General features: G+C 60.7%; 16 protein-coding genes. 10 read left to right on the top strand and 6 right to left on the bottom strand.

Annotated features, from left to right (window positions below; genetic code table 11):
- Nucleotides 1–163: 163 nt before the first annotated feature.
- Entirely contained in the window at nucleotides 164–739 is a 576-nt protein-coding gene (locus H1B37_RS21210; protein WP_182868650.1) for a DUF2760 domain-containing protein, read from the bottom strand.
- Between the two features lie 246 nt (nucleotides 740–985).
- Between H1B37_RS21210 and H1B37_RS21215 the strand changes: the two genes are divergently transcribed.
- Complete coding sequence (locus tag H1B37_RS21215) at nucleotides 986–1,906, top strand: ThuA domain-containing protein (protein WP_182868651.1); 921 nt, start codon at nucleotides 986–988, stop codon at nucleotides 1,904–1,906.
- Nucleotides 1,907–2,334: 428 nt separating this feature from the next.
- On the opposite strand, the gene H1B37_RS21220 is transcribed toward H1B37_RS21215, so the two are convergent.
- Nucleotides 2,335–2,544 (bottom strand): hypothetical protein, encoded by a 210-nt coding sequence (locus H1B37_RS21220; protein WP_182868652.1) that lies wholly within the window; start codon nucleotides 2,542–2,544, stop codon nucleotides 2,335–2,337.
- Between the two features lie 246 nt (nucleotides 2,545–2,790).
- Complete coding sequence (locus H1B37_RS21225) at nucleotides 2,791–4,140, bottom strand: hypothetical protein (protein WP_182868653.1); 1,350 nt, start codon at nucleotides 4,138–4,140, stop codon at nucleotides 2,791–2,793.
- Nucleotides 4,141–4,383: 243 nt separating this feature from the next.
- Between H1B37_RS21225 and H1B37_RS21230 the strand changes: the two genes are divergently transcribed.
- The 4 genes from H1B37_RS21230 (at nucleotide 4,384) to H1B37_RS21245 (ending at nucleotide 9,120) form a co-directional block, all read left to right on the top strand.
- The gene (locus H1B37_RS21230) at nucleotides 4,384–6,564 is read left to right on the top strand and encodes an FdhF/YdeP family oxidoreductase (RefSeq protein WP_353620877.1); all 2,181 of its coding nucleotides are present in this window, start codon (nucleotides 4,384–4,386) and stop codon (nucleotides 6,562–6,564) included.
- Nucleotides 6,565–6,818: 254 nt separating this feature from the next.
- Nucleotides 6,819–8,180, top strand: a complete 1,362-nt coding sequence (locus H1B37_RS21235) for a sulfatase family protein (RefSeq protein WP_182868656.1) — start codon at nucleotides 6,819–6,821, stop codon at nucleotides 8,178–8,180.
- A complete protein-coding gene (locus H1B37_RS21240) occupies nucleotides 8,177–8,809 on the top strand; it encodes a thioredoxin family protein (protein ID WP_286177985.1) in 633 nt (210 codons plus the stop codon). Before H1B37_RS21235 ends, H1B37_RS21240 begins: the two co-directional genes overlap by 4 nt.
- Nucleotides 8,806–9,120: a hypothetical protein gene (locus H1B37_RS21245; RefSeq protein ID WP_182868659.1), complete on the top strand. Its 315-nt coding sequence runs from the start codon at nucleotides 8,806–8,808 to the stop codon at nucleotides 9,118–9,120. The genes H1B37_RS21240 and H1B37_RS21245 overlap by 4 nt, the downstream gene beginning before the upstream one ends.
- A gap of 377 nt (nucleotides 9,121–9,497) precedes the next feature.
- Here H1B37_RS21245 and H1B37_RS21250 read toward each other — a convergent pair whose 3' ends face one another.
- Entirely contained in the window at nucleotides 9,498–12,281 is a 2,784-nt protein-coding gene (locus H1B37_RS21250) for an MMPL family transporter (protein ID WP_286177986.1), read from the bottom strand.
- A 258-nt stretch (nucleotides 12,282–12,539) separates the two neighbouring features.
- Nucleotides 12,540–12,812 (bottom strand): hypothetical protein, encoded by a 273-nt coding sequence (locus H1B37_RS21255; RefSeq protein ID WP_286177987.1) that lies wholly within the window; start codon nucleotides 12,810–12,812, stop codon nucleotides 12,540–12,542.
- 110 nt (nucleotides 12,813–12,922) lie between these two features.
- Here H1B37_RS21255 and H1B37_RS21260 point away from each other — a divergent pair, with 110 nt between their 5' ends.
- Nucleotides 12,923–13,492, top strand: coding sequence for a DJ-1/PfpI family protein (locus H1B37_RS21260; RefSeq protein WP_182868723.1), 570 nt, complete (start codon nucleotides 12,923–12,925; stop codon nucleotides 13,490–13,492).
- Nucleotides 13,493–13,587: 95 nt separating this feature from the next.
- Complete coding sequence (locus tag H1B37_RS21265) at nucleotides 13,588–14,499, top strand: alpha/beta hydrolase (RefSeq protein WP_182868660.1); 912 nt, start codon at nucleotides 13,588–13,590, stop codon at nucleotides 14,497–14,499.
- A 206-nt stretch (nucleotides 14,500–14,705) separates the two neighbouring features.
- Here H1B37_RS21265 and H1B37_RS21270 read toward each other — a convergent pair whose 3' ends face one another.
- Complete coding sequence (locus tag H1B37_RS21270; RefSeq protein WP_182868662.1) at nucleotides 14,706–16,397, bottom strand: vWA domain-containing protein; 1,692 nt, start codon at nucleotides 16,395–16,397, stop codon at nucleotides 14,706–14,708.
- A gap of 226 nt (nucleotides 16,398–16,623) precedes the next feature.
- Between H1B37_RS21270 and H1B37_RS21275 the strand changes: the two genes are divergently transcribed.
- The 3 genes from H1B37_RS21275 to H1B37_RS21285 all read left to right on the top strand — a co-directional run bounded on the left by H1B37_RS21275 (nucleotide 16,624) and on the right by H1B37_RS21285 (nucleotide 20,762).
- Nucleotides 16,624–17,901 (top strand): hypothetical protein, encoded by a 1,278-nt coding sequence (locus H1B37_RS21275; protein ID WP_286177988.1) that lies wholly within the window; start codon nucleotides 16,624–16,626, stop codon nucleotides 17,899–17,901.
- Between the two features lie 86 nt (nucleotides 17,902–17,987).
- Entirely contained in the window at nucleotides 17,988–19,298 is a 1,311-nt protein-coding gene (locus H1B37_RS21280; RefSeq protein WP_182868663.1) for a beta-ketoacyl-[acyl-carrier-protein] synthase family protein, read from the top strand.
- Between the two features lie 30 nt (nucleotides 19,299–19,328).
- Nucleotides 19,329–20,762, top strand: coding sequence for an NAD-dependent malic enzyme (locus tag H1B37_RS21285; RefSeq protein WP_182868664.1), 1,434 nt, complete (start codon nucleotides 19,329–19,331; stop codon nucleotides 20,760–20,762).
- Nucleotides 20,763–20,857 lie beyond the last annotated feature (95 nt).

Raw genomic sequence — 20,857 nt, forward strand, 5'->3', positions numbered from 1 at the left:
TGGTGTGAAGTGAAGGGATGGGACGGGACAGACGATTGTGGGATAGGCTTGAAGCCTGTCATTTTCGCACCGACAGGCTGGAAGCCTATCCCACTTTGATGACAGGCTGGAAGCCTATCCCACTTTGATGACAGGCTGGAAGCCTATCCCACATTGATTGCGGCTAACCCGCTTGGACCTGTGCCGGGGCGACGACGTTGGCATCGGCCGGGTCACCGGTCCAGGTCGGCAATTCCACTTGGGTCGCTTGCCAGCCATGGTGAACCAGTTTGCCGGACGCGGCTTTCCCAGACGTCGCGGTGCCTTCCCCGATCCACTGGTAACGTGTCGGCGAAGCGTCGGGGGCGACGTCGACGGTGGCTCCTTCGGCCGCATCGATCAGGGGCTTGAGCCCCATCACGCGTTGCAGCACCCCGCCGCACTGTTGCAGGCAGGGACGGGCGGCCGCGCCGACTTGGGCGTCGGAATACTGGCTCAGGTCTTCTTGGATTAAATCGACTAGGCGGGCTTCTCGTTGCAGCGTCGCCAGCAGGGTGACCGCGGAGTCGCGTGTTGGCGGTTCGGGCTGTTTTGTCACGGGTTGCTTGGTCATGGGCGCCGCGGCAGGTGGTTGTTGCGGTTTGGCTTCGATGGCCGCCACCTCGGCCTGCTGCCCGCGGAGGACCTGATCGATCTGGGTCGCTTTCTCTTTGTTCCCAAGCGCGGCGAAAAAAGCCTTCAACGCGATTCCAATACTCATCTTTTCCCACCTGAAAAAACCGACAACGGCCTGAAAATCAAGCGTCCAGCTTGGCGATCCCGTCGGATGCGTCAAGAGGCGGGGGGGAGAATGCGGTGGCGGGCGTCCGGCTGGCGTCCGGCTGGCGTCCGGCTGGCGTCCGGCTGGGGGGCTGCGACCGGTGCAGGCGTCTGAGACGGGTGCATCGGACAAGGGAAGCGATTATGTTATTGCATCCTGCTTTACGTCTTTCAGCGAGTCAGTCCCTTGAAATCGATCATCGCCCTCGTCCTGCTGATCAGCTCCGCAATTTCCTTCGTCCCCGCACACGCCCAGTCGAAGAAGATTGTCCTGGTCGCCGGCAAACCGTCCCACCCGCCCCGGATGCACGAATTCAATGCCGGCGTTCAGTTGCTGGCCAAGTGTCTGGCCGACGTGCCGGACGTGGACGTCGAATTCGTGCTCAACGGTTGGCCGGAGGATGAAGCCGTGTTCGCCGAGGCCGATGCGGTGGTGTTCTTCATGGACGGTGGCGGCAAACACGAGATCGTCAAAGAGGACGGCCGCCGATTGAAACAGATCGACCAGTGGGTCAAACGCGGCGTCGGGCTGGGGTTCATGCACTACGGCGTCGAAGTCCTGGCCGATCAGGCCGGCAACGAAATGAAACGTTGGATCGGCGGCCACTACGAACATCAGTTTTCGTGCAACCCGATGTGGGAGCCGGCATTCACGTCCTTTCCCGAGCATCCGGTGACGCGCGGCGTCGAGCCGTTTGAGATCAAGGACGAGTGGTATTTCAACATGCGTTTCATGGCCGACATCGAGGGCAATCGACCCTCCCAGCAAGCGGGCGTGGAATTCGTGCCGATCTTGGTCGCCGTCCCATCGGTCGATGTCCGTGACGGGCCCTACGTCTATCCCAAGGGCCCGTATGACCACATCCAAGCCAACGAGGGACGCGCCGAAGCGATGATGTGGACCGTCCAGCGCGGCGACGGAGGCCGTGGGTTCGGATTCACCGGCGGCCACTTCCACGACAATTGGGGCAACGACAACTTTCGCAAAGTCGTGCTCAACGCCCTGCTCTGGATCGCCAAGGCCGACGTGCCCGAGGGCGGTGTCGAGTCATCGGTGACGGCCGAAGACCTGGACGCCAATCTGGACCCCAAACCGGCCCGACGCTGAAGACGCGGTCCGGCTGCGAGAGGAGGGGGGATCCGCAAATCAATCCCTGTCGAAGTCGTGAGTTCGGTTGGTGATTCGTGGCTCGACCTCCCCTGGCTGCCAAGCATCGGTGTCCACACAACTTATCATGGCACCCTTCTCCCCCGGCTTTGCGCACAGAGAAGGGCCGGGGATGAGGGGGCCAACTGCCAGGTGATCGCCGCTGTTTTGATGGCTCCGACGGCTCGGGTGTACGGCCCCTCACCCCCAGCCCCTCTCCCCAAAACAGATCGCGGTAAACGTCACTCAGCGATCAATGACTTTTGCGCGATCTGTTTTAGGGAGAGGGGAGCCATTTCCTCGGTTGCGGGCCGAGTTGGGTAGGCTCCAATGCCTGCCAGAACGATGCTTCTGGAAACCGTATGCCCTCAATCTTCTCTATCACCACGTTAGTCCTCGGAGTCCGCCGGCCGGTCCGATGGTTCGTCCGCTTTTGGGCGGGGCATTTCGATGACGGCGTCGCCATCGGTCAGCGACGACGGGCAGACTTCCTGCTCCTGGCACTGGCGGCACACGACCTTGATCGCGTCCTGGCTGGCGATGTGAAGGTCGTGTTTTTCGCAAAGGGCAAACAGTTCTTGCAAGTGTTCGCAGGGCATGACTTTCGTCCGAATCGGGGGGTGCGAAAACGGGGCCGGATCGACTCCTTTCATCATCGCCCCGGCGGCGGTCTGACGCAACGTGCCGGCCCGGCGCAACGTGCGACTCGTCGGTAGGGGCTGATCGACGGCCCCGTGTGGTAGCGGAAGCCGCCAAGGCTTTCGGCCCCCGGGGTGCGACGTCGCCGCACCGGAGCGAAACTCTTGGCGAGTTCCGCTACCGGAAAACCGAACTGCGGCGGAATACTAGTTCGCTCGATCAGCCGAGTGCAGTTCGTCTCGTTTGATCCAGCCCGTCCAGAGCTTGAGATTCACGAATTGAGAACACTCCAGCTTGACCCACTGCACCGAATCTTGTGTGACAGAATCGATGATCTTCAGCTCTGCCCGCGGCGGTGCCCGTCGCACCTGACGCATGCTGGACAGCGGATTGGAGGGAGGAAATTGGGAAACGGAAAAGGAGCGTCCTTTCATGCCGACCACAAAGTCCGCCGTCTCGGGGAGCTTCGCCTTGACCGCGGGGGGCGCGTCGTCGCGATTGCCCGACGATTTTTTTCTGCTCGGATTGAAAAAGAAGGCCGACTGATCGAAGGAGTCGTTAGCGGGTCGGCGCGTCGTTTCTTCCAGCGGAAATGGAATCGATTTTTCTTCCCGGATGGTTCGCAAGCCTGACGACGCGACGGCTTTGCCGAACAGGTTGGCGTTCTTGTGGCCGAAGCGTTGGTCGCGTTGATTGATGTGCACGACCATCGACACGTCGACCGTGTCGTTGATCGCCGCGACATCAAACCCCAGGTCCAGGGCCGCCATTTCTCGTTGCTTGGCTTTCATCGATCGCCGCCAGCGATCCGCGTCGACCCGAACCGTTCTGGGGGAACGCCACTCGGCGACCGTCGCCTTTTCGGAAAAGTAGTCCAGGCTATAAACGGCCGAGCTGCCGACTTCGCGATAGCTTCGCGAAATGCTGACGATCATCGACGCGCTGTCGGGCAGGTCCGTTGCTAAGGAAATCGTTAGCGTGTCGTCCATGCGGCTGGCCTGGATTTCAAAGCGGTCGCACAGGATCAGCGACGGATCATTGACACGCGACAGGGGCGGCATGATGCCGGTGGGCCGGGGGCGGTCTTCGGGGAACAGCGGGCTGGGGTTCTGTTCTTCCAGCCGAGATTGTTCTTGCACGTAGTGAAAGAGCGCTTCGGCGGTTTTCAGGTCGTTGTCGAATTGCTCGCTTTTCAGGTACTGTTCCAAGTTGCCTTGTCCTCGCAGCGCCGTCGCCAGCGTTTCGCGATCATAGCGGCCCAGGATGCCGTACGCGCCTTCGGCTTGCTCGATCAATTCCGGCAGATCATCAAACGTCAGGATCGGGTTGCGTCGGATCATCCCGTCGGCTTGAACGAGCATACGTTGTGCTTCCAGCCCATCGCCCAACTTGCGGGCGACGTCGGCGGGGATCCGAGTTCGGGGCGTCGCGGCGACCAGGGAGGACCGGATGCCGGACGGGCGACTGGATGGCGAGGTTGCCGGTTGATCGACTTGTCCGATCGTGACGACCAGGATGACCGCTAGAATCGCGACCGCGAGCACAACGTACTTCATGCTGAATTCTCAGGGGAAAACGTTCATTGATAGGGGGCTTCTGCAAGCCTAGGTCACGCCTTCCCGGCGGGGGGCGGGTTTGGAACGCCGGGGACGCACAACGGATGGGAGTGTTCCCAATCCGCTCGAGCTCGCCGGATGTGTAAATTCGAACCGACGTCGCCTCGCGTTGGTCCCGCGGCCGGTCCCGTGGTGATAAGATTTAGACTTGGCAAACGAAGACTTCGTCGAGGGACAAACGCAGTGAAAGTCGGCAGCGGTGGTGGATTTCGAGCGATTCTGTACACGTTTAAAAAGGGGCGTGAAGCGGGCGGCGTCTGGAAATTGTTCAAAGCGATGCGGACCCGCAACAGTTGCAAGACCTGCGCCGTCGGAATGGGCGGGCAAAAAGGCGGGATGGTCAACGAGCTGGGACATTCCTTCGAGGTTTGCAAGAAGAGCATGCAGGCCATGGTCGCCGACATGCAGCCGGGCATCGATCCGAATTTCTGGAAACAAAACTCCATCGAACAGCTGAAATCGCTGTCGCCGCGCGAACTGGAATCACTCGGTCGGCTGATCCATCCGCTGCGTTATCGTCAAGGCCAGTCGCATTACGAGGTGATCACGTGGAAGGAGGCTTTTGAGAGCATCGCGTCGAAACTGACGGCGACTCCGGCCGACGAGACGTTCTGGTACTTCAGCGGCCGCAGCAGCAACGAAGCCGGTTTTTTGTTGCAATTGTTGGCACGGGTTTACGGCACCAACAACGTCAACAACTGCAGCTACTATTGCCATCAAGCCAGCGGCGTCGGATTGCAGAGCAGTGTCGGCAGCGGCACGGCGACGATCGTGTTGGAGGATCTGGAGAAAGCGGACACCGTGTTTCTGATCGGCGGCAACCCGGCCAGCAACCACCCGCGATTGATGACTAGTTTGATGCGGGTGCGTCGTGCCGGCGGCAAGGTGATCGTGATCAATCCCGTGCGTGAAACGGGATTGATCAATTTTCGAATCCCCAGCGATCCGATCTCGCTATTGGCCGGCACCAAGATCGCCAGCCACTACGTCCAGCCGCACATCGGTGGTGATCTGGCGTTGTTGTGGGGGTTGGCCAAAGCGACGAAGTCACTCGGCGCGTTCGACAACGACTTTCTGTCCCGACACACCAACGGTTCCCATGAGTGGTTGGCCGCGGTCGACGATCTGTCATGGCAGGAGATCGAGACCAAGTCCGGTGTCGCCCGCAGTGAAATCGAATCGATCGCCCAGTTGTATGCCGCTTCAAAGAAGTGCGTGTTTTCGTGGACGATGGGAATCACCCATCACGCCCACGGCGTTGACAATGTCCAGGCGATCGCCAACCTGGCATTCGCCCGCGGCATGGTCGGTCGTCCGGGGTGTGGGTTGATGCCGATCCGAGGCCACAGCAACGTGCAGGGCATCGGGTCGGTCGGTGTGACGCCGAAGCTGAAGGATCAGATCTTTGCCGCGCTAAAAGACAAGTTCGGTGTTCAATTGCCCGAGACGCCTGGCAAGGACACGCTGGCGTGCATGGAGTCGGCCGCGAGCGGTCAGATCAAGGTGGGCTTTTGCCTGGGCGGCAACCTGTACGGATCCAATCCCGATTCCGCGTTCGCCGATCGCGCTCTATCGAATCTGGAATTGAACGTGATGATGAACACGACGATGAACACCGGGCATGCGCACGGGTTGGCAAAGGAGACGATCGTCTTGCCGGTGCTGGCACGTGACGAAGAACCGGCGCCGACGACTCAGGAGTCGATGTTCAACTTTGTGCGTTTAAGCGATGGCGGGCCGGCGCGGTTGCCCGGGCCGCGCAGTGAGGTCTCGGTGATCGCCGCGGTCGGCAAGGCCGTGGTGCCCGACGCCCCTGGTATCGACTGGGACGACTTGGCCCAACCGTCGACGATTCGCAAGTGGATCGGCGCCGTCGTCCCCGGTTACGGCAAGATCGCACAAATCGACGCGACGAAGGAAGAGTTTCAAATCGAAGGCCGTACGTTTCACGACCCCAAGTTCGGAACGCCCGACGGAAAGGGCGTGCTGCATTGCCATCGTCTGCCGGAATTGAAGGGGACCGATAACAATCATCTGCGCCTGATGACCGTGCGTAGCGAAGGCCAATTCAACACCGTTGTCTACGAGGAAGAGGATCTGTATCGCAACCAGGAGCGTCGCGATTTGATCTTGATCCACCCGGACGACCTGAAACGATTCGGACTTCAGAACGACCAGCGGGTGACCGTCAAAAGTGACACCGGTTCGATGAGCGGCATTTTGGCACGGTCCTACGATTCGATTCGCAGCGGGAACGCATTGATGTATTATCCGGAATCCAACGTGCTGGTCGCCCGGCACGCCGACCCGCAAAGCAAGACACCGGCGTTCAAGGGGGTTGTCGTCGAACTGGTCGCCGAATGACGCTGCCGCCGGTCTGGATGACGATGGGATTGTCGTTTTGCGACAAGCCTGCCATCGCCGGGCGAACGAGCTACACTAAGCGTGGCAGCGTCGTCTTGCAGTCACCTCATCGTGATTCACACGGCAAATGTAGCTACCTTCGCCAGAAGGTGGTGCCCGCTGGTTTCCACGCTCTGGTGAGCGTAGCTACGAAAGAGTGACGCCGACCCGTCAATCTGTCTCACCGAATTCCAACCCACTGCCCACCTTCGCCCATGAGATCCCTTCTACGAATCGTTTTTTCGGTCGTGCTGTTCAGCACATTTTTCCTGAACGTCAGCCCCGCCGCGCCGCCGAACATCGTCCTGCTGCTCAGCGACGACATGGCGTGGACCGACTATGGGTTCATGGGCCACCCGGACATCCAAACGCCGAACTTGGACAAACTGGCGTCGCAGTCCGCCGTGTTCCCCCGCGGCTATGTGCCGACCGGGTTGTGCCGGCCGTCCTTGGCGACGCTGTTGACCGGGCACTACGCATCGACTCACGGTGTGACCGGCAACGATCCGTCACCCAAGTACGCGGCACGAGACTCTGAACTGTTCAACCAGCGGCGTGCGCAACTGATTTCGTATCTGGATCAATTCGAAACCGTTCCCGAAGCGCTCGGCAAGCTGGGCTACCTGAGTCATCAAAGTGGAAAGTTGTGGGAGGGCAGTTATCAGAACGCCGGATTCACCCATGGCATGACGCGAGGGTTTCCTGAACAAGGTGGACGTCACGGCGATGACGGATTGAAAATCGGCCGCCAAGGCATCGAGCCAATCAACGAGTTTCTTGATTTGGCGGTTGACCAAAACAAACCGTTCTATCTGTGGTACGCCCCGTTCCTGCCGCACACCCCACACACGCCCCCCAAGCGTTTGCTGGACAAATACCGCGACGGACGACCGATCACGATCGCCAAGTATTACGCGATGTGTGAATGGTTTGATGAAACCTGCGGCCAGTTGATGGAGTCGTTGCGGCAGCGCGGGCTCGATGACAACACGTTGATCGTCTATCTGACCGACAACGGTTGGATTCAAAACCCGGAAAAGAACGGGTATGCACCGCGGAGCAAGCAAACGCCGTATGAAGGCGGAGTGCGGACGCCGATCTTTTACTGGATGCCGGGCAAGATCAAAGCCGGCACGCGTCCCGAATTGGTTAGCAGCATCGACATCTATCCGACCATGTTGGCTGCCGCCGGTGCGCCCGTGCCGGACGATCGGCCGGGGTTGAACCTGATGCCTCATCTGACCAGCGGCGATGCAATCCCCCGGGAGACGATTTTTGGTGAAGGGTTCGCGCACGATATCGCCGATATCGAAGACCCCGAAGCTTCGTTGCTGTACCGCTGGTGCATCCAGGGCAAATGGAAATTGCTGCTGACATATGATGGTGAGGTCAATCGATACCAGTCGACGCATCCGCGGACCGAGAAAGGGCCGCAATTGTTCGATCTGATCGCCGACCCGACCGAAGAGAAAAACCTGGCCAGACAGCATCCCGACGTGGTTGCCCGGTTGGCCGAAAAAATCCATCAATGGTATCCCGTCAAACGAGCCAAAACGATTACGACGCCATCGCCATGATTCGAACCACTTTTTTGATTCCGCTGACGTTGTGTTTGTCGGTCTGTGTGGCCGCGACGTCCGCCAGTGCCGGCAAGTACAACACGGTCTTGGACATCGGGGACAGTGCCCCGGCCTGGAACGCACTGCCGGGGACCGACGGCCGCGAGCACTCCCTCAAGTCGCTGGCGGATTCCAAGGTGGTGGTCGTCGTGTTCACTTGCAATTCCTGCCCCTACGCGGTCGACGCCGAGCAGCGGATCAACGCACTTGTCGATCGGTACCAGGGCAAGTCTGTTGCGGTGGTGGCGATCAACGTCAACAAGGTGGAACAAGACCGGCTGCCGGCGATGAAGCAGCGGGCCAAGGAACAAGGGTTCAAGTACCCGTACCTGTGGGACGAGTCGCAGCAGATTGCCAAGGATTATGGGGCCAAGTACACGCCCCAGTTTTTTGTGTTGGACGGAGATCGCAAGGTCGTCTACATGGGAGCGATGGATGACAGTCCGGCCGGGGATGAAGTGACGAAGACCTATGTTATTGACGCGGTGGATGCCACTTTGTCTGGCAACCCGGTCGCGATTACCGAGACGATTCCGATCGGTTGTCGGATTCGGATCGAACGCCAGCGTCGCAAGTCGCAGCGGTGAGTCATCCACGTCGCGAATTTCATGCCCCGCCGCGTCCCCGCAACAGGTTTGGGGCCGTGTTGGCCGGTGCGGCCGGCGCGATCGGTTTTGCCCTGTTCACCGGATTGTTGCTGCTGATCAACGGCACCGCCGTCCTGGTCTTCTTCGGCGCGTTGGTCGATGCACAACCGGCCTGGGCGGAACGCAAAGGGCTGATTCAATTCGGGCTGTTTGCGCTCCCGCTGGGGATGGTCGTGGTCGAATGGCTGGTGTGGGATTTTTTGTGCGGGGTGTTGTGGCGTGGGGGGCGGCGGAGCGGGAAGGTAGAATGATCCGGCGCAGAATGATGAAGATGCCGGGCAAAACGATGGGGGCAAAATGATGGGGGCAGAATGATGGGGGCAGAATGATGGGGGCGTAAAGATAGAAGAAGAAGTGTGGCGGGAATGGTTAGCCGGGTGCGTCAGCATTCGGTCCAAACATCATTCTGCCCCGAATGGTTCTGCCTCCTCCCTACCGCAGACCGACTCCACGGGCCGCTCGCTTAACGGCCTGTCGATCTAATCGAAATGAACAAGTTAACGATCAGCCGATGGGCGCTAGCCCCGGTTTTGTGGCGGCGAGAACCGCGGCTAGTGCCGTGCGGCTAATTAAATCAACAGGCCGTTAAGCTTCCCGCTGGCATGGCTTTCGAATCGTTTTGCCAGCTCTACCGATCGATCGCTTTCGGCTTCGGTTTCCAGCGTCCCATCAGGGCGACAAAGCTTGGGACCAGGATGGTGCGGACGTAGAACGTGTCGATCAGGACGCCCAGGCCGAGTGCGAAGCCGAGTTCGATGATCCCTCGCAACCCGATCGCTGCGTTCGATTCGATGCCCAGCAGGTGCAGCAACCCGGGCATCCACGCCGATGCGGTCATGCTAAAGAAGGTCGCGGCCATCACCATGCCGCAGGCGGTGATGATGCCGCCGGTCCGGGAGACGGCGTGTCGGAGGGCGGAGAGCCAGCCGCTTTTACGTTGCTCTTCAACGATCCGCGTGACCAGATAGACGTTGTAATCCTGACCGACCGCGACCAGGATCACGAACAGGAACAGCGGAAGTTTCCAGTCCAAGCCGACGTACTGGTCCGCATAGATGCCGCGGAAGAACAGCACGGTCAACCCGAGCGTCGCGTAATAGCTGAGCAGGACGGTAAAGATCAGGTACAGGCACAGCCCCAGTCGTCGGATGACGGCGATCAGAACCAGCAGGACCGCCAGCACGACCGCAATCTTGATCCGCTGGTTGTCGGCGATCGTGACGGTTCGCAGGTCGATGATCGAGGGCGTGGTGCCCGCCAGGTAGACGCTCGATCCGGCCCAGTCCGAACTCGGATCGCGGGCGATTTCGTTGAGTGTCTGGCCGATTTGCGAAACCAGCGTTTGTGTCTTCAGTGCAAACGGATCGCCTTCGATGATCACGTCCAGGCGTGCCAAGCGGTCTTGAAAGCGGGTGTTGTTGGAGAAGAAATAGTTCTGTGCGACGCGGTGTTGCTGCAGCGCCCTGCGTTTCCACGCATCACTGCTCAGCAGCCCCATTTCGCGGTCGGGCGGGAAGTCGCCCAGCGGATCGTTTGGCGTGCGGACGGCGACGACGCCCGGTTGGGCGTACAGCAGATCGGACAGGCTCTTGAGTTGCTTCTTGAGTTTTTCGCGGGGCTCATCTTCCGGGCGAACCATCAGGATCGTCACCGGATTGATCTCGCCGATCTTGAAATGATCCGAAAGCAGTCGGTAGCCGCGCCGGCTGGGCGCTTCGGTGTCCAATTGGCTGCTCAAGTTGTACGTCACGGAATCTTCGTGGATCCATCCGTACCAGCCTGGAACGGCCAAGACGGCGATGCCCAACAGGAAGGCCGTCAACGGACGGCGGGTCAGCACGATCGCGATCCATTCCCACAAACCGCTCGACCGACGCGACGTCTTTGAATCGGTGTCCGGCGCGACCGACAACAGCGACCGTGTCGTCGTTTCATCCGGGGTGACCACGTTGGGCCAGAACACGCGTGGGCCGAGTGCCCGCAGCAGTGCCGGGGCGAGTGTCAAGCAAACGACCAGCCCGACCAGCAAGCAGATCGCGATGATCGGGCCGGTGTAATGGTACTTGCCGAACTGTGCGAACCAGAGCGTGCCGAGCCCGAAGACGGTCGTCAACGCGCTGCCCAGCAGCGCCGGCGTGACGCCCCGCAACGCCCTGCGGCAGGCGACCGGCCACTCGGCCAACGCCGCTTCTTCACGCAGTCGCGAGATCAAAAACAGGCAGTAATCCGTCCCCGCGCCGAACAGGATCACGACGATAAAGATCCGGCTGGTGGTGAACACACGGATGTCCAACCAGGGCACCACGCCCTCGATCGACCAATGCGTCAGTGTGGCCACCATCGAGGTGGAAACGACGACGGCGACACCGATGGACACCATCGGGACGGCGACCAGCAACGGCGCCCGATAGACCAGCGTCAGGATCAGCAGAATCATGATCACGGTGATCGATTCGGTGTACCGGATCGCATCGCGGGAGGCGATCAGGGTCTCGCCGCCGATCGCCGCCGACCCGGTCATTTCCAATTCCAACTGTTCCGCACTGCCCTCGCGTTCGGGGATCCGAGCCAAGCTGTAGCTGCGGACTTGATCCAGGATCTCGCCGACCGATTCGACGGTGTGGATGTTTTCGGTCGCGGCCAGCTCGCTGCTCAGTTGCATCACGGCCAAACGTGCCGAGGGTTTGGTCAACAACGATCCCAGCACGGCGTCGTCCCAGGACAACAGATCCAACAGCGAGTCCCAGGCGGACAGGTCCCGCTGGGCGATCGGAGTGGCAAGCGTCTCGATGTCGGGGACCAAGACCAGTGCATCGCGGGCATCGTTGTCAGCCTGTTGCTCGTCGTCACCGATCTGTTGAAGCAGTTTGGACCGATCAAAGTACGCGATCGCCATCCGCGGCTGGGTCAACGTGGGGGGCAGATCGGGGACCATGTCGGCAAACCGCTCATAGAACCGCTGGTCCACGGCGATGCAGTGGTCGAGCGATTCCAGGGCACGTCGGAGCCATCGCTGGGCCGGCTCGGGGGCCTGATCGATCGCGCCGCCGGTGTAGCCCAGCTCAATCGCGCGTTGCCAACAGACTTCGCCGAAACGGTGATGCAAGCGACGCAGCAAATCGTCGCCGACCATCAAGTCGATCTTGTCCAGCGGCGTTGCCTCGCGGCCGAGCACGATCACGATTTGGCTCCGCGCCCGGTCGCCGGGAAAAGCCTCATCGAGAATTCGGGCCGATGCGACCGTGGTCATCCGTTCGGGCAAGTACTCGAAATCGCCGTCATAGGCGATGTCTTTCCAGTGCGGCGCGGTGGCAAACAGGACGACCGTTGCGGTGATCCAAACCGCCAGCATCAACCGCCACCGCTCCGTGACGAATCTCGCGAGTCGTTCTTTGAAATCAGCGAGCATCATCACTGGCAAGATGTCAGAAACCCGGAATTAGAAGCACCGTGGCAGAAGCTCCGACAAGCGTACACCAAGGGAGGCGTCTTGTGATGCGGGGGACCCCCGTTGGAGATCCGGCGCCGGGAAGGGGGCTGCCTTCAAGAACTTCCCTCGGCATCAAGCTAAGGGAACAGCTCATCGCAGAATTGGATAAACCCTCCCCTCGTTACGCTCGACCCTCCCTTCCAGGGAGGGTGACGTCTTAAAAAAAACGCCCCCAATCGCTTACCTTCGGTCGCCGCGGCGAACCGTCGTTCCCAGAAAGATTTGCTGAATCGGTCGGGTGGCGATGCCGCGGCTGGATTGATCCAGCATCCGAACCGTGTTCCCATAGACGTGCAGCAGCCGCCCGGGGCGGTGCTCGATGGGCATGGATTTGATCTGCTGCCGGTAGTCACCGGTCGGCAGGATGATTGGGCTCCAGCCCGTCGGTGAGGCCGCCTGAGAAAACGCGGCCGAAGCGATCATCAGAATGGTTGCTAATATTGCGTATCGCATAAACAAATTCCCCGGTTTAAATTTCATTGCCACTCTAGGTCACGATTCTGATCCGGATGTTGGTCAGACTTGAAAATCACGCAACCCACCCACCGCAAGGCACGTTCCAAATGGGCAAAAAGATTTTGATGATCGTCGGAGACTACGTGGAAGATTACGAGGCGATGGTCCCGCTGCAGATTCTGCAGACGATGGGGCATCAAGTCGACACGGTGTGTCCGGACAAACAGCCCGGTGAGACCGTGGCGACGGCGATCCACGATTTCGAGGGGGACCAGACCTACAGCGAGAAACCCGGGCACCGTTTCGCGATCACCGCCGATTTCTCCGCGGTCGATGTCGCCCACTACGACGCCTTGGTCGTGCCGGGCGGGCGGGCGCCGGAGTACCTGCGTCTGAACGATCGCGTCTTGGAGATCGTCAAGCAGTTTGACGTCGAAAAGAAGCCCCTGGCCGCGATCTGCCACGGCCCCCAAATCCTCGCCGCAGCCGGGGTGCTGGTCGGAAAAGATTGCAGTTGCTACCCCGCGGTGCAGTTCGAAGTCACCGCCGGCGGAGGGAAATACGTCGAGCCTGCCGAGACGATGGATTCGGCCCACACGCACGGACACCTGGTCAGCGCACCGGCTTGGCCGGCCCACCCGGCCTGGATGCGGGCCTTTTTAGACCTCCTTAATTAGGCATCAAGGGCTGTTTCAGCGCATAATAGGGGCAGAACATGCCAACCGTGCTTGGCCAACCGTGATTGTCTGCCCAGGAGTTTAGAATGTGCCGTTTGTCCGTACGAGTTGCCATCATTGCGTTCACGCTAGCCTTGGTGACGCAGTCGACTCTGTCCGCACAAGGAGCGAAAAAGAAGGTCGCCCCGCCGCCCAAACCGGGGCCGGTCAAACTGCCGACCAAGGATGGTTTGGAATTGGCCGGGTATTACTTCGGGTCCAACAGGGGCAAGAACGCAATCCCGGTGATGATCGTTCACGAATGGAAGGGGCAGAAGGCACCTTACGGCAAGCTGTGCACGGCGCTTCGCGATGCCGGCTGTGCCGTGCTGGCTCTGGACTATCGCGGGCACGGCGGTTCGCGCGAATACACCGACCCCAGCGGGACGACCCAGGAATTCGACCTGGAACGGATGCGCAAGCAGCACGTCGCGGCGATCGTCAAGTATGACCTGGACGCCGCCAAGGCCTTTTTGGAAAAGGAAAACAACGAAGAGAAGTTGAACCTGAATGCGTTGGTGGTCATCGGCATCCGCGAAGGCTGTGTGCTGGCGGCCGGCTGGACCCAACGCGATTGGAGCTTCGTTCCGGTCGGCTCGCGCAAACAAGGCCAAGATGTCAAAGCAATGGTCCTGGTTTCCCCCAAACGCCTGCTCAAAGGGGTCCCCATCGAAACCTCGCTCGGGGTCCCCACCGTCGCCTCCTTGCCGATCATGATGGTGGTCGGCGAAGGATCCGAGGAGCAGAGTGATACCAACCGCATCTACAAACGTCTCGAAGCCGCCAAGAAACGACTCAGCGGCGGCAGGGACCCTGAGGGTTTGGAATTGATGCAAGTCAAACAGCCCCTGGGCGGACCCTTCCTGGTCAACGAGTCGGCCACGGTGATCCCCGAAATCGTCAAATTCGTGACTTCCCAAGTGCCGATCAGCGAGACCGATAATCCCTGGATCGAACGCGGCAATTGACGTCCAACCGTAGCGACCTTCGCCAGAAGGTGGGCCGCGGAGAGCTTCCACGCTCTGGCGGGCTGGTGATTTAGTGAGTCGAAGGCACTCGTCCAATGCCACCTGCTTTCGATCACAAACAGAGCCGTAGGTGCTAGCCTCGGGCCCTACAGGTCTCGAAGGGTAATCGGCAACCCGCTGGCGAGCGTCGTCGTATCGCTGCCCCGCTAATTCGAATTCGGCTTTGGGACATGTCGATACTGGCCGCCGTTCTGCGCGGCGATCCGCCGCATCCGGCTCTCCCCGTCACGGCTGTGGTAACCGATCGTGTGCACGATGCTGATCGGGCCGTCGTCGCCGAACAGGTTGTCGACGCGATTGAGGTCCTGTAGTAGGTCTTCGATCCGTTGCGGGAATTCGCCGTCGGACAACAGAAAGATGACGTCGGGGTTCAACTCCAGTGCAAACGGCAACGCGTCGTAAGGGGCTCGCCCGCGATCCATCCGGATCGTCCTCGCCCAGCGCTGGAGTTTGTGTTTGTTTTCCGCTGTCGCATAAACACTTCGCGGTTCGTCATGATCGAGAGATGCTAATCGCATGTAGTCGGGTTCGGCGTCAAAGAAGATGACGTAAAACCGCTGGTCGGGCTTGAGCAAGTTGATCGAACGCAACAATTCGGTCCGCGCCGATTCAAATGCGTCTCCCATGCTGCCGCTGCTATCGACCAGATACACAAAATGGTTCCCGCCACCGTCGACGCCACAGAAATTCATCGATGCGTCGGAGTCGGACTTCAGTGACATCGCCGCGGCACTGGCCGGATCACGGCTGAGCATTGAATCGATCATCGGGCTCGGGGGCGTCGGCGGCGCGTCGCTGAGGATCTCGCTGATCGGGATCTCCCCGAGGTCACTGATCTCGGTCGGCACTTCGCTGGGTGTCGGCTCGCTGGGCGTCGGCTCGAGCGCCGGGGACTCGATGGTCAGTGATTCGATCGCCAATTCGTCCGTTTCGGCGACCGAACCGGCGATCGCGATCTGGTCGCTCGGGGGCGGCGAAGCCAGTGTCAAAAACGCCAGGACCAACAACAGCAAGCCGTGAAACACGGCGCTCAGCAACCATGCGGCGGGTTTGCGTCGCTGCGGCGTCTGCGCGGGCGATTCCGTGGAAAGGTCCGTCGCCAAACTTGCCGCGAGCTCCATGCGCTCGCGAGCATCGGCATGGGGGCGATGTTTCACAACGCCGCTCTCGCGATGGCGTTTCGACTCGGACGGCTTCCCCAGCGGCCGACCATCCAAGACAGCACGCACTTGATCCCAACCTGAAAACAGTGCGATTGTTCGTGGGGCTGATTGATCGATCGGCTTCGCCTTCTTGCTGGCGGCCGACGGATCGGAGTTGCCGGCATCCGGTCGACGGTGTGATGGCGGCTCGGTCGCTTTGATGCGGCCGATCACCGCGGCGGCTTTCGGGGATCTCTGCCGCGGCGAATCGAGTTGGTAGCGGGGCGGATCGGTCGTCTCGATTCGCCTGGGCGTTTGACCGGGTTGGTCAAAGGAGTCGGATGCGAGAGGAACGCAGTCTGGAACGCTGTCTGGAGCGCTGTCTGGAACGCAGTCTGGAGCGCTGTCTGGAACACTGGAACGCACGGTGCCGCCGAGCCGCTGAATTTCCAGCTCCAACTCCGCCGCTTGCGTGTCCAGCCGTGCCGCGTCGGCGTCCAATCGTGCCGCGCTGGCAGCCAGTCGCGCCGCTTCGGCTCGGCTGCGAATCCTGTCGAGTTCCAGTTGCAGCTCGCGCAACCGATTTCGGTCGGCCGGTCGCTCGGCCCTCGGAGGGCCCGCCCCCTGCGGGACGGGCGCCTGCGGGGCCGGATCGGTCAACAGGCCGGATCGGGAATCGTTCGGTGACTCGGACATGTCAGCGACTCGGTTGCCCCCAGTGACTCGGTTGCTCCCTAAAACTGCACTTGCAACGTGAATCGCCTTTATCGCCCCCTGGCGGATGTGGTGCAAGGTCCACACCGGCGGGGGTGCTCAATTTTTGAACTCACCTTGCCCCCAAGGCCGGGCGGCAGCTATAGCCAAAGTTCCAAGAAGCGAACGGAAGGATGTCGTTCGTCACGTCTTACAGGAATGGTGTGCCATGCGTTTTTGCCCGAATCGATCCATTGCAAGCCTCGCGACAACGATCGCACCGCTGCTGCTCGTTTTCACCGTCTCGGGTGATCCCGTCTTGGCGCAAGGATTGGGGTTGCCTGATTCGGGCGCCGCTCCGTCGGGGGCTGCATCAGCGACCGCACGACCCCAGAACGCCGGAACGCCACCGAGCCTGCAAAACCAACCGTCCGCCGCTCCCAGCAGGCCGGCGCCGCTTCCCGGCGGTGGCCAGATCAACGCAAGCCAGGCCGGTGGAGGCGGGAATCTGCCGCAAACGGCCGGCCAGGAACACCGGGTTTACGACCTCCGGCCCTACACCGGCTACCTGACCAAGCACGATCGTCCCGAGCAAGCGATCGTCGACTGGGTGCTGCGGGAAACGGGAACGGACGTCTGGTTCACTTCTCCGTTTGGTTTTTTGAATGCCGACCGCGATCAATTGTCGGTTTATCACACCCCGGAAATGCACCAGGTGGTTTCGGGGATCGTGGACCGGTTTGTCGCCGGCGAAAAGGATCCGCAGGTGTTGTCGCTGAAAGTGATGACGGTCGGAAACCCGAATTGGCGGTCGCGGGCGCACCTGTTGATGCAGCACGTCAACGTCGACTCGCCGGGCGTCCAAGCGTGGTTGTTGAGCAAAGAGAACGCGGCGCTGGTGTTGAATCTGCTGCGTCAGCGAACCGACACCCGCCAGGTCCAGGCGTTGGATCTTGTGACCTACAACGGCCAGACCGAGAAATTGGCCAGCACCCGCGGTCGCAATTACGTCCAAAACGTCAAGCCCGCCGCGACGGGTTGGCCCCCCTATGAGCCCGAAACCGGGGAAATCCAAGAGGGATATCGCTTGGAGATCAGCCCCTTGTTGAGCGTCGATGGGTCGGCGATCGATTGTGTGATCAAGGCCTCGATCGATCAAGTCGACCAGCTCAAGCCGGTCGAGCTGGATTTGCCCCTGCCCAATGCCCAAGTCCATCGCACCAAAATCGACGTGCCCCAGGTCGTCAGTTGGCGGCTGCACGAGCGTTTTCGTTGGCCGTCAGACATGGTGCTGCTGCTCTCGTGCGGCGTGATCGCCAGTCCCGAGCGTCCGCAGGCCGCTCTGCCGCTGTTGAACCTGGAGATGTTGACCGGGACGACCGCCGGCCGCGCCGATGCGTTGATGTTTATCGAATTTCGCGGCCGGGCCTCGGAAAATTTAACCACCACGCCGCTGGTCCCCCAAATCTCCGCCGGTTTCGGGGCACCCAATCGCGGTCGATACTGATGATACACCCCCTCTTTGCCAATTCCCCCAGAGCCTAGAATACGCGTCACCCGTATTCTTTCTGTTCCGCGTCGCTCGGCTGATTCATGGATAATGCCCCGTACCGACGAGTGGTCATCACCGGTGTCGGTGTTGTCACTCCCCTCGGAAACGACCCCGATGGTTTACTTTCCGGTTTGCGTTCCGGCCGCAGCGGCATCGGGCCGCTGACGCAGGTTCCCCAAGGCGTGCTTTCGGTCGACTATGCCGCCGAAGCGTCGGAGTTCACCGGAGACATCGCCGACTATGGTCCGATGGACAAAAAGCTGCAGCGGACGATCCGCAAGGGCAGCAAGGTGATGTGCCGCGAAATCGAAATGGGCGTCGCCGTCGCACAGCGGGCGCTCAACGACGCGGGGTTAGACGCCGACCAGCGGGATCGCGATCGAACCGGCGTCCTGTACGGTTGTGACTACATCATGTCCCAACCGATCGAATTCGCCTCGGGGATCGCAAAGTGCATGGACGCCGACGGCCGATTCGATTTCAGCCGCTGGGGTGAACAGGGCAAACCCGAAGTCAACCCGCTGTGGTTGTTGAAGTACCTGCCGAACATGCCGGCCAGCCACGTGGCGATCTACAACGATCTGCGCGGCCCGAACAACTCGATCACGGTACGGGAAGCCTCGGCCAACTTGGCGATCGCCGAAGCCTATTCGACGCTCGCCCGGGGCCAAGCCGACGTGTTGTTGGTCGGATCGACCGGATCCCGGATTCATCCGCTGCGGTCGCTGCATGCCGACATGCAGGAGACATTGGCAACGAACCAATCGGATCCGTCGACGATGAGCCGACCGTTCACGGCGACGCGTGACGGCAGCGTGCTCGGGGAAGGAGCCGGCGCGATGGTGTGCGAAACGCTCCAGCACGCTCAAGCCCGCGGGGCAACCATCCTGGGAGAAATCGTCGGTTACGGCAGCAGTGCGGTCGGACCGGCATTTGGTAAGACCTTTCTCCAGCAGGCGATCACCAACGTCCTGCGTTCGGCCCTGGGTGACGAAGCCCCATCCGAGATCGGTCATATCCATGCCCACGGACTGGGAACGGTCGAGTGTGATGCGCAGGAATCCGCCGCGATTCAGGATGTGTTTGGAACGCCCGATCAGCAGCCACCGGTGACGACGGCCAAGGGACACCTTGGCAATTTGGGGGCCGGAGGCGGCATGGTCGAAACAATTGCCAGTTTGAAATCGCTGGGCGAAAACCTGTTCCCGATTCGCAATTGCGAGACCCCGGCAGACGACTGTGCGATCAACGCCTGCCTGGATGATTCGACCGCCGCAGGTAAGCAATTCATCAATGTCAACGTGACGCCGCAGGGCCAGGCGAGCGCCATCCGCATCCGCGCGTTCGAATGATTCGAACGGATCCAATCACCGGCATCTGCCATGTCTCACCACAGCCCTTCGTACGCCATCACCGCTCGTCTCCGCTATCGGGACCAGCCGGGGTTGCTCGGGACAATCACCACCGCGATCGGTGAGGCCAACGGGTTCATCGGCGCGGTCGACATCGTCGGGGTGACCGACGGTTTGATCTCGCGCGACATCACGGTCAATGCCACCGACGTCGAACACGGCCAGCAGATCGTCCAGGCGATCCGCCAGATCAGCGGGATCGAAGTCGTCCACGTATCCGACCGCGTGTTCTTGATGCACTTGGGCGGCAAGATCGAAGTCAATTCGAAGATGCCGATCAAGACCCGTGATGATCTTTCGATGGCCTACACGCCGGGCGTGGCGCGGGTGTGCATGGCGATCCACGAAGACCCCGAATCGTCGTTCGCATTGACGGTCCGCAAGAACACCGTCGCCGTCGTCAGTGATGGAAGCGCGGTGCTGGGACTGGGGAACATCGGCCCGCGTGCCGCCATGCCGGTGATGGAGGGCAAGGCGATGTTGTTCAAAGAATTCGGCGAAGTCGACGCGTTCCCGATTTGTTTGGACACGCAGGACACCGAGCAGATCATCGCCACCGTCAAACAACTCGCCCCCACCTTCGGCGGCATCAATCTGGAAGACATCTCCGCACCGCGATGCATTGAGATCGAAGAGCGACTGGAGCGCGAGCTTGAGATTCCCGTGTTTCATGATGATCAACACGGGACCGCGATCGTCGTGCTGGCGGGATTGAAAAACTCCATGCGATACCTGCAAAAGGACCTCGCCGCCGCACGCGTCGTGATCAATGGCGCCGGTGCCGCAGGAACCGCGATCGCAAAGCTGTTGATTCAATCCGGCGTCCAGGACATCGTGGTCTGCGACAGCAAAGGTGCGATCAACAAAGTCCGCACCGACATCGGCAACAATTCGATCAAGGTTTGGCTGTCCGAAAACACCAACCGGGGCGGACAGTCCGGCACGCTGTCGGATGTGATCCGTGGCAGGGATGTCTTTATCGGCGTCAGCATTGCCAACGTGCTGAGCGAAGACGATGTCGCATCGATGGGAGAAGACGCCGTGGTGTTCGCGCTGGCCAACCCGGACCCGGAAATCGATCCCCTGGTCGCCGAGAAGCACGTGCGAATCGTCGCGACCGGTCGCAGCGACCATTCCAACCAGATCAACAACGTGCTGTGTTTTCCCGGGTTGTTTCGCGGGGTCTTGGACGTCCGAGCCCGCGGAATCAATGATGCCATGAAACTCGCCGCGGCCGATGCGATCGCCGACGTGATCGCGCCGGAAAATTTGACCAATCACTACGTGATCCCCAGCGTCTTTGACCGCCGCGTCTGCGGCGTCGTCGCCAAGGCGGTCGCGCAGTCAGCCCTCGATACCGGACTCGCGCGGCGACAGGCCAAACAGGCCTATCCGGTGGCGTAGGGTGGGAGGAGCGGGGAGGGTACGCTGTGGCTCGGAAGCACTCAAGCATCACGAATCGACCCTCCCCTCGCTACGCACAACTCTCCCAGAGGGCA

The sequence above is a fragment of the Stieleria mannarensis genome, assembly GCF_014154935.1.
GTDB lineage: Bacteria > Planctomycetota > Planctomycetia > Pirellulales > Pirellulaceae > Stieleria > Stieleria mannarensis.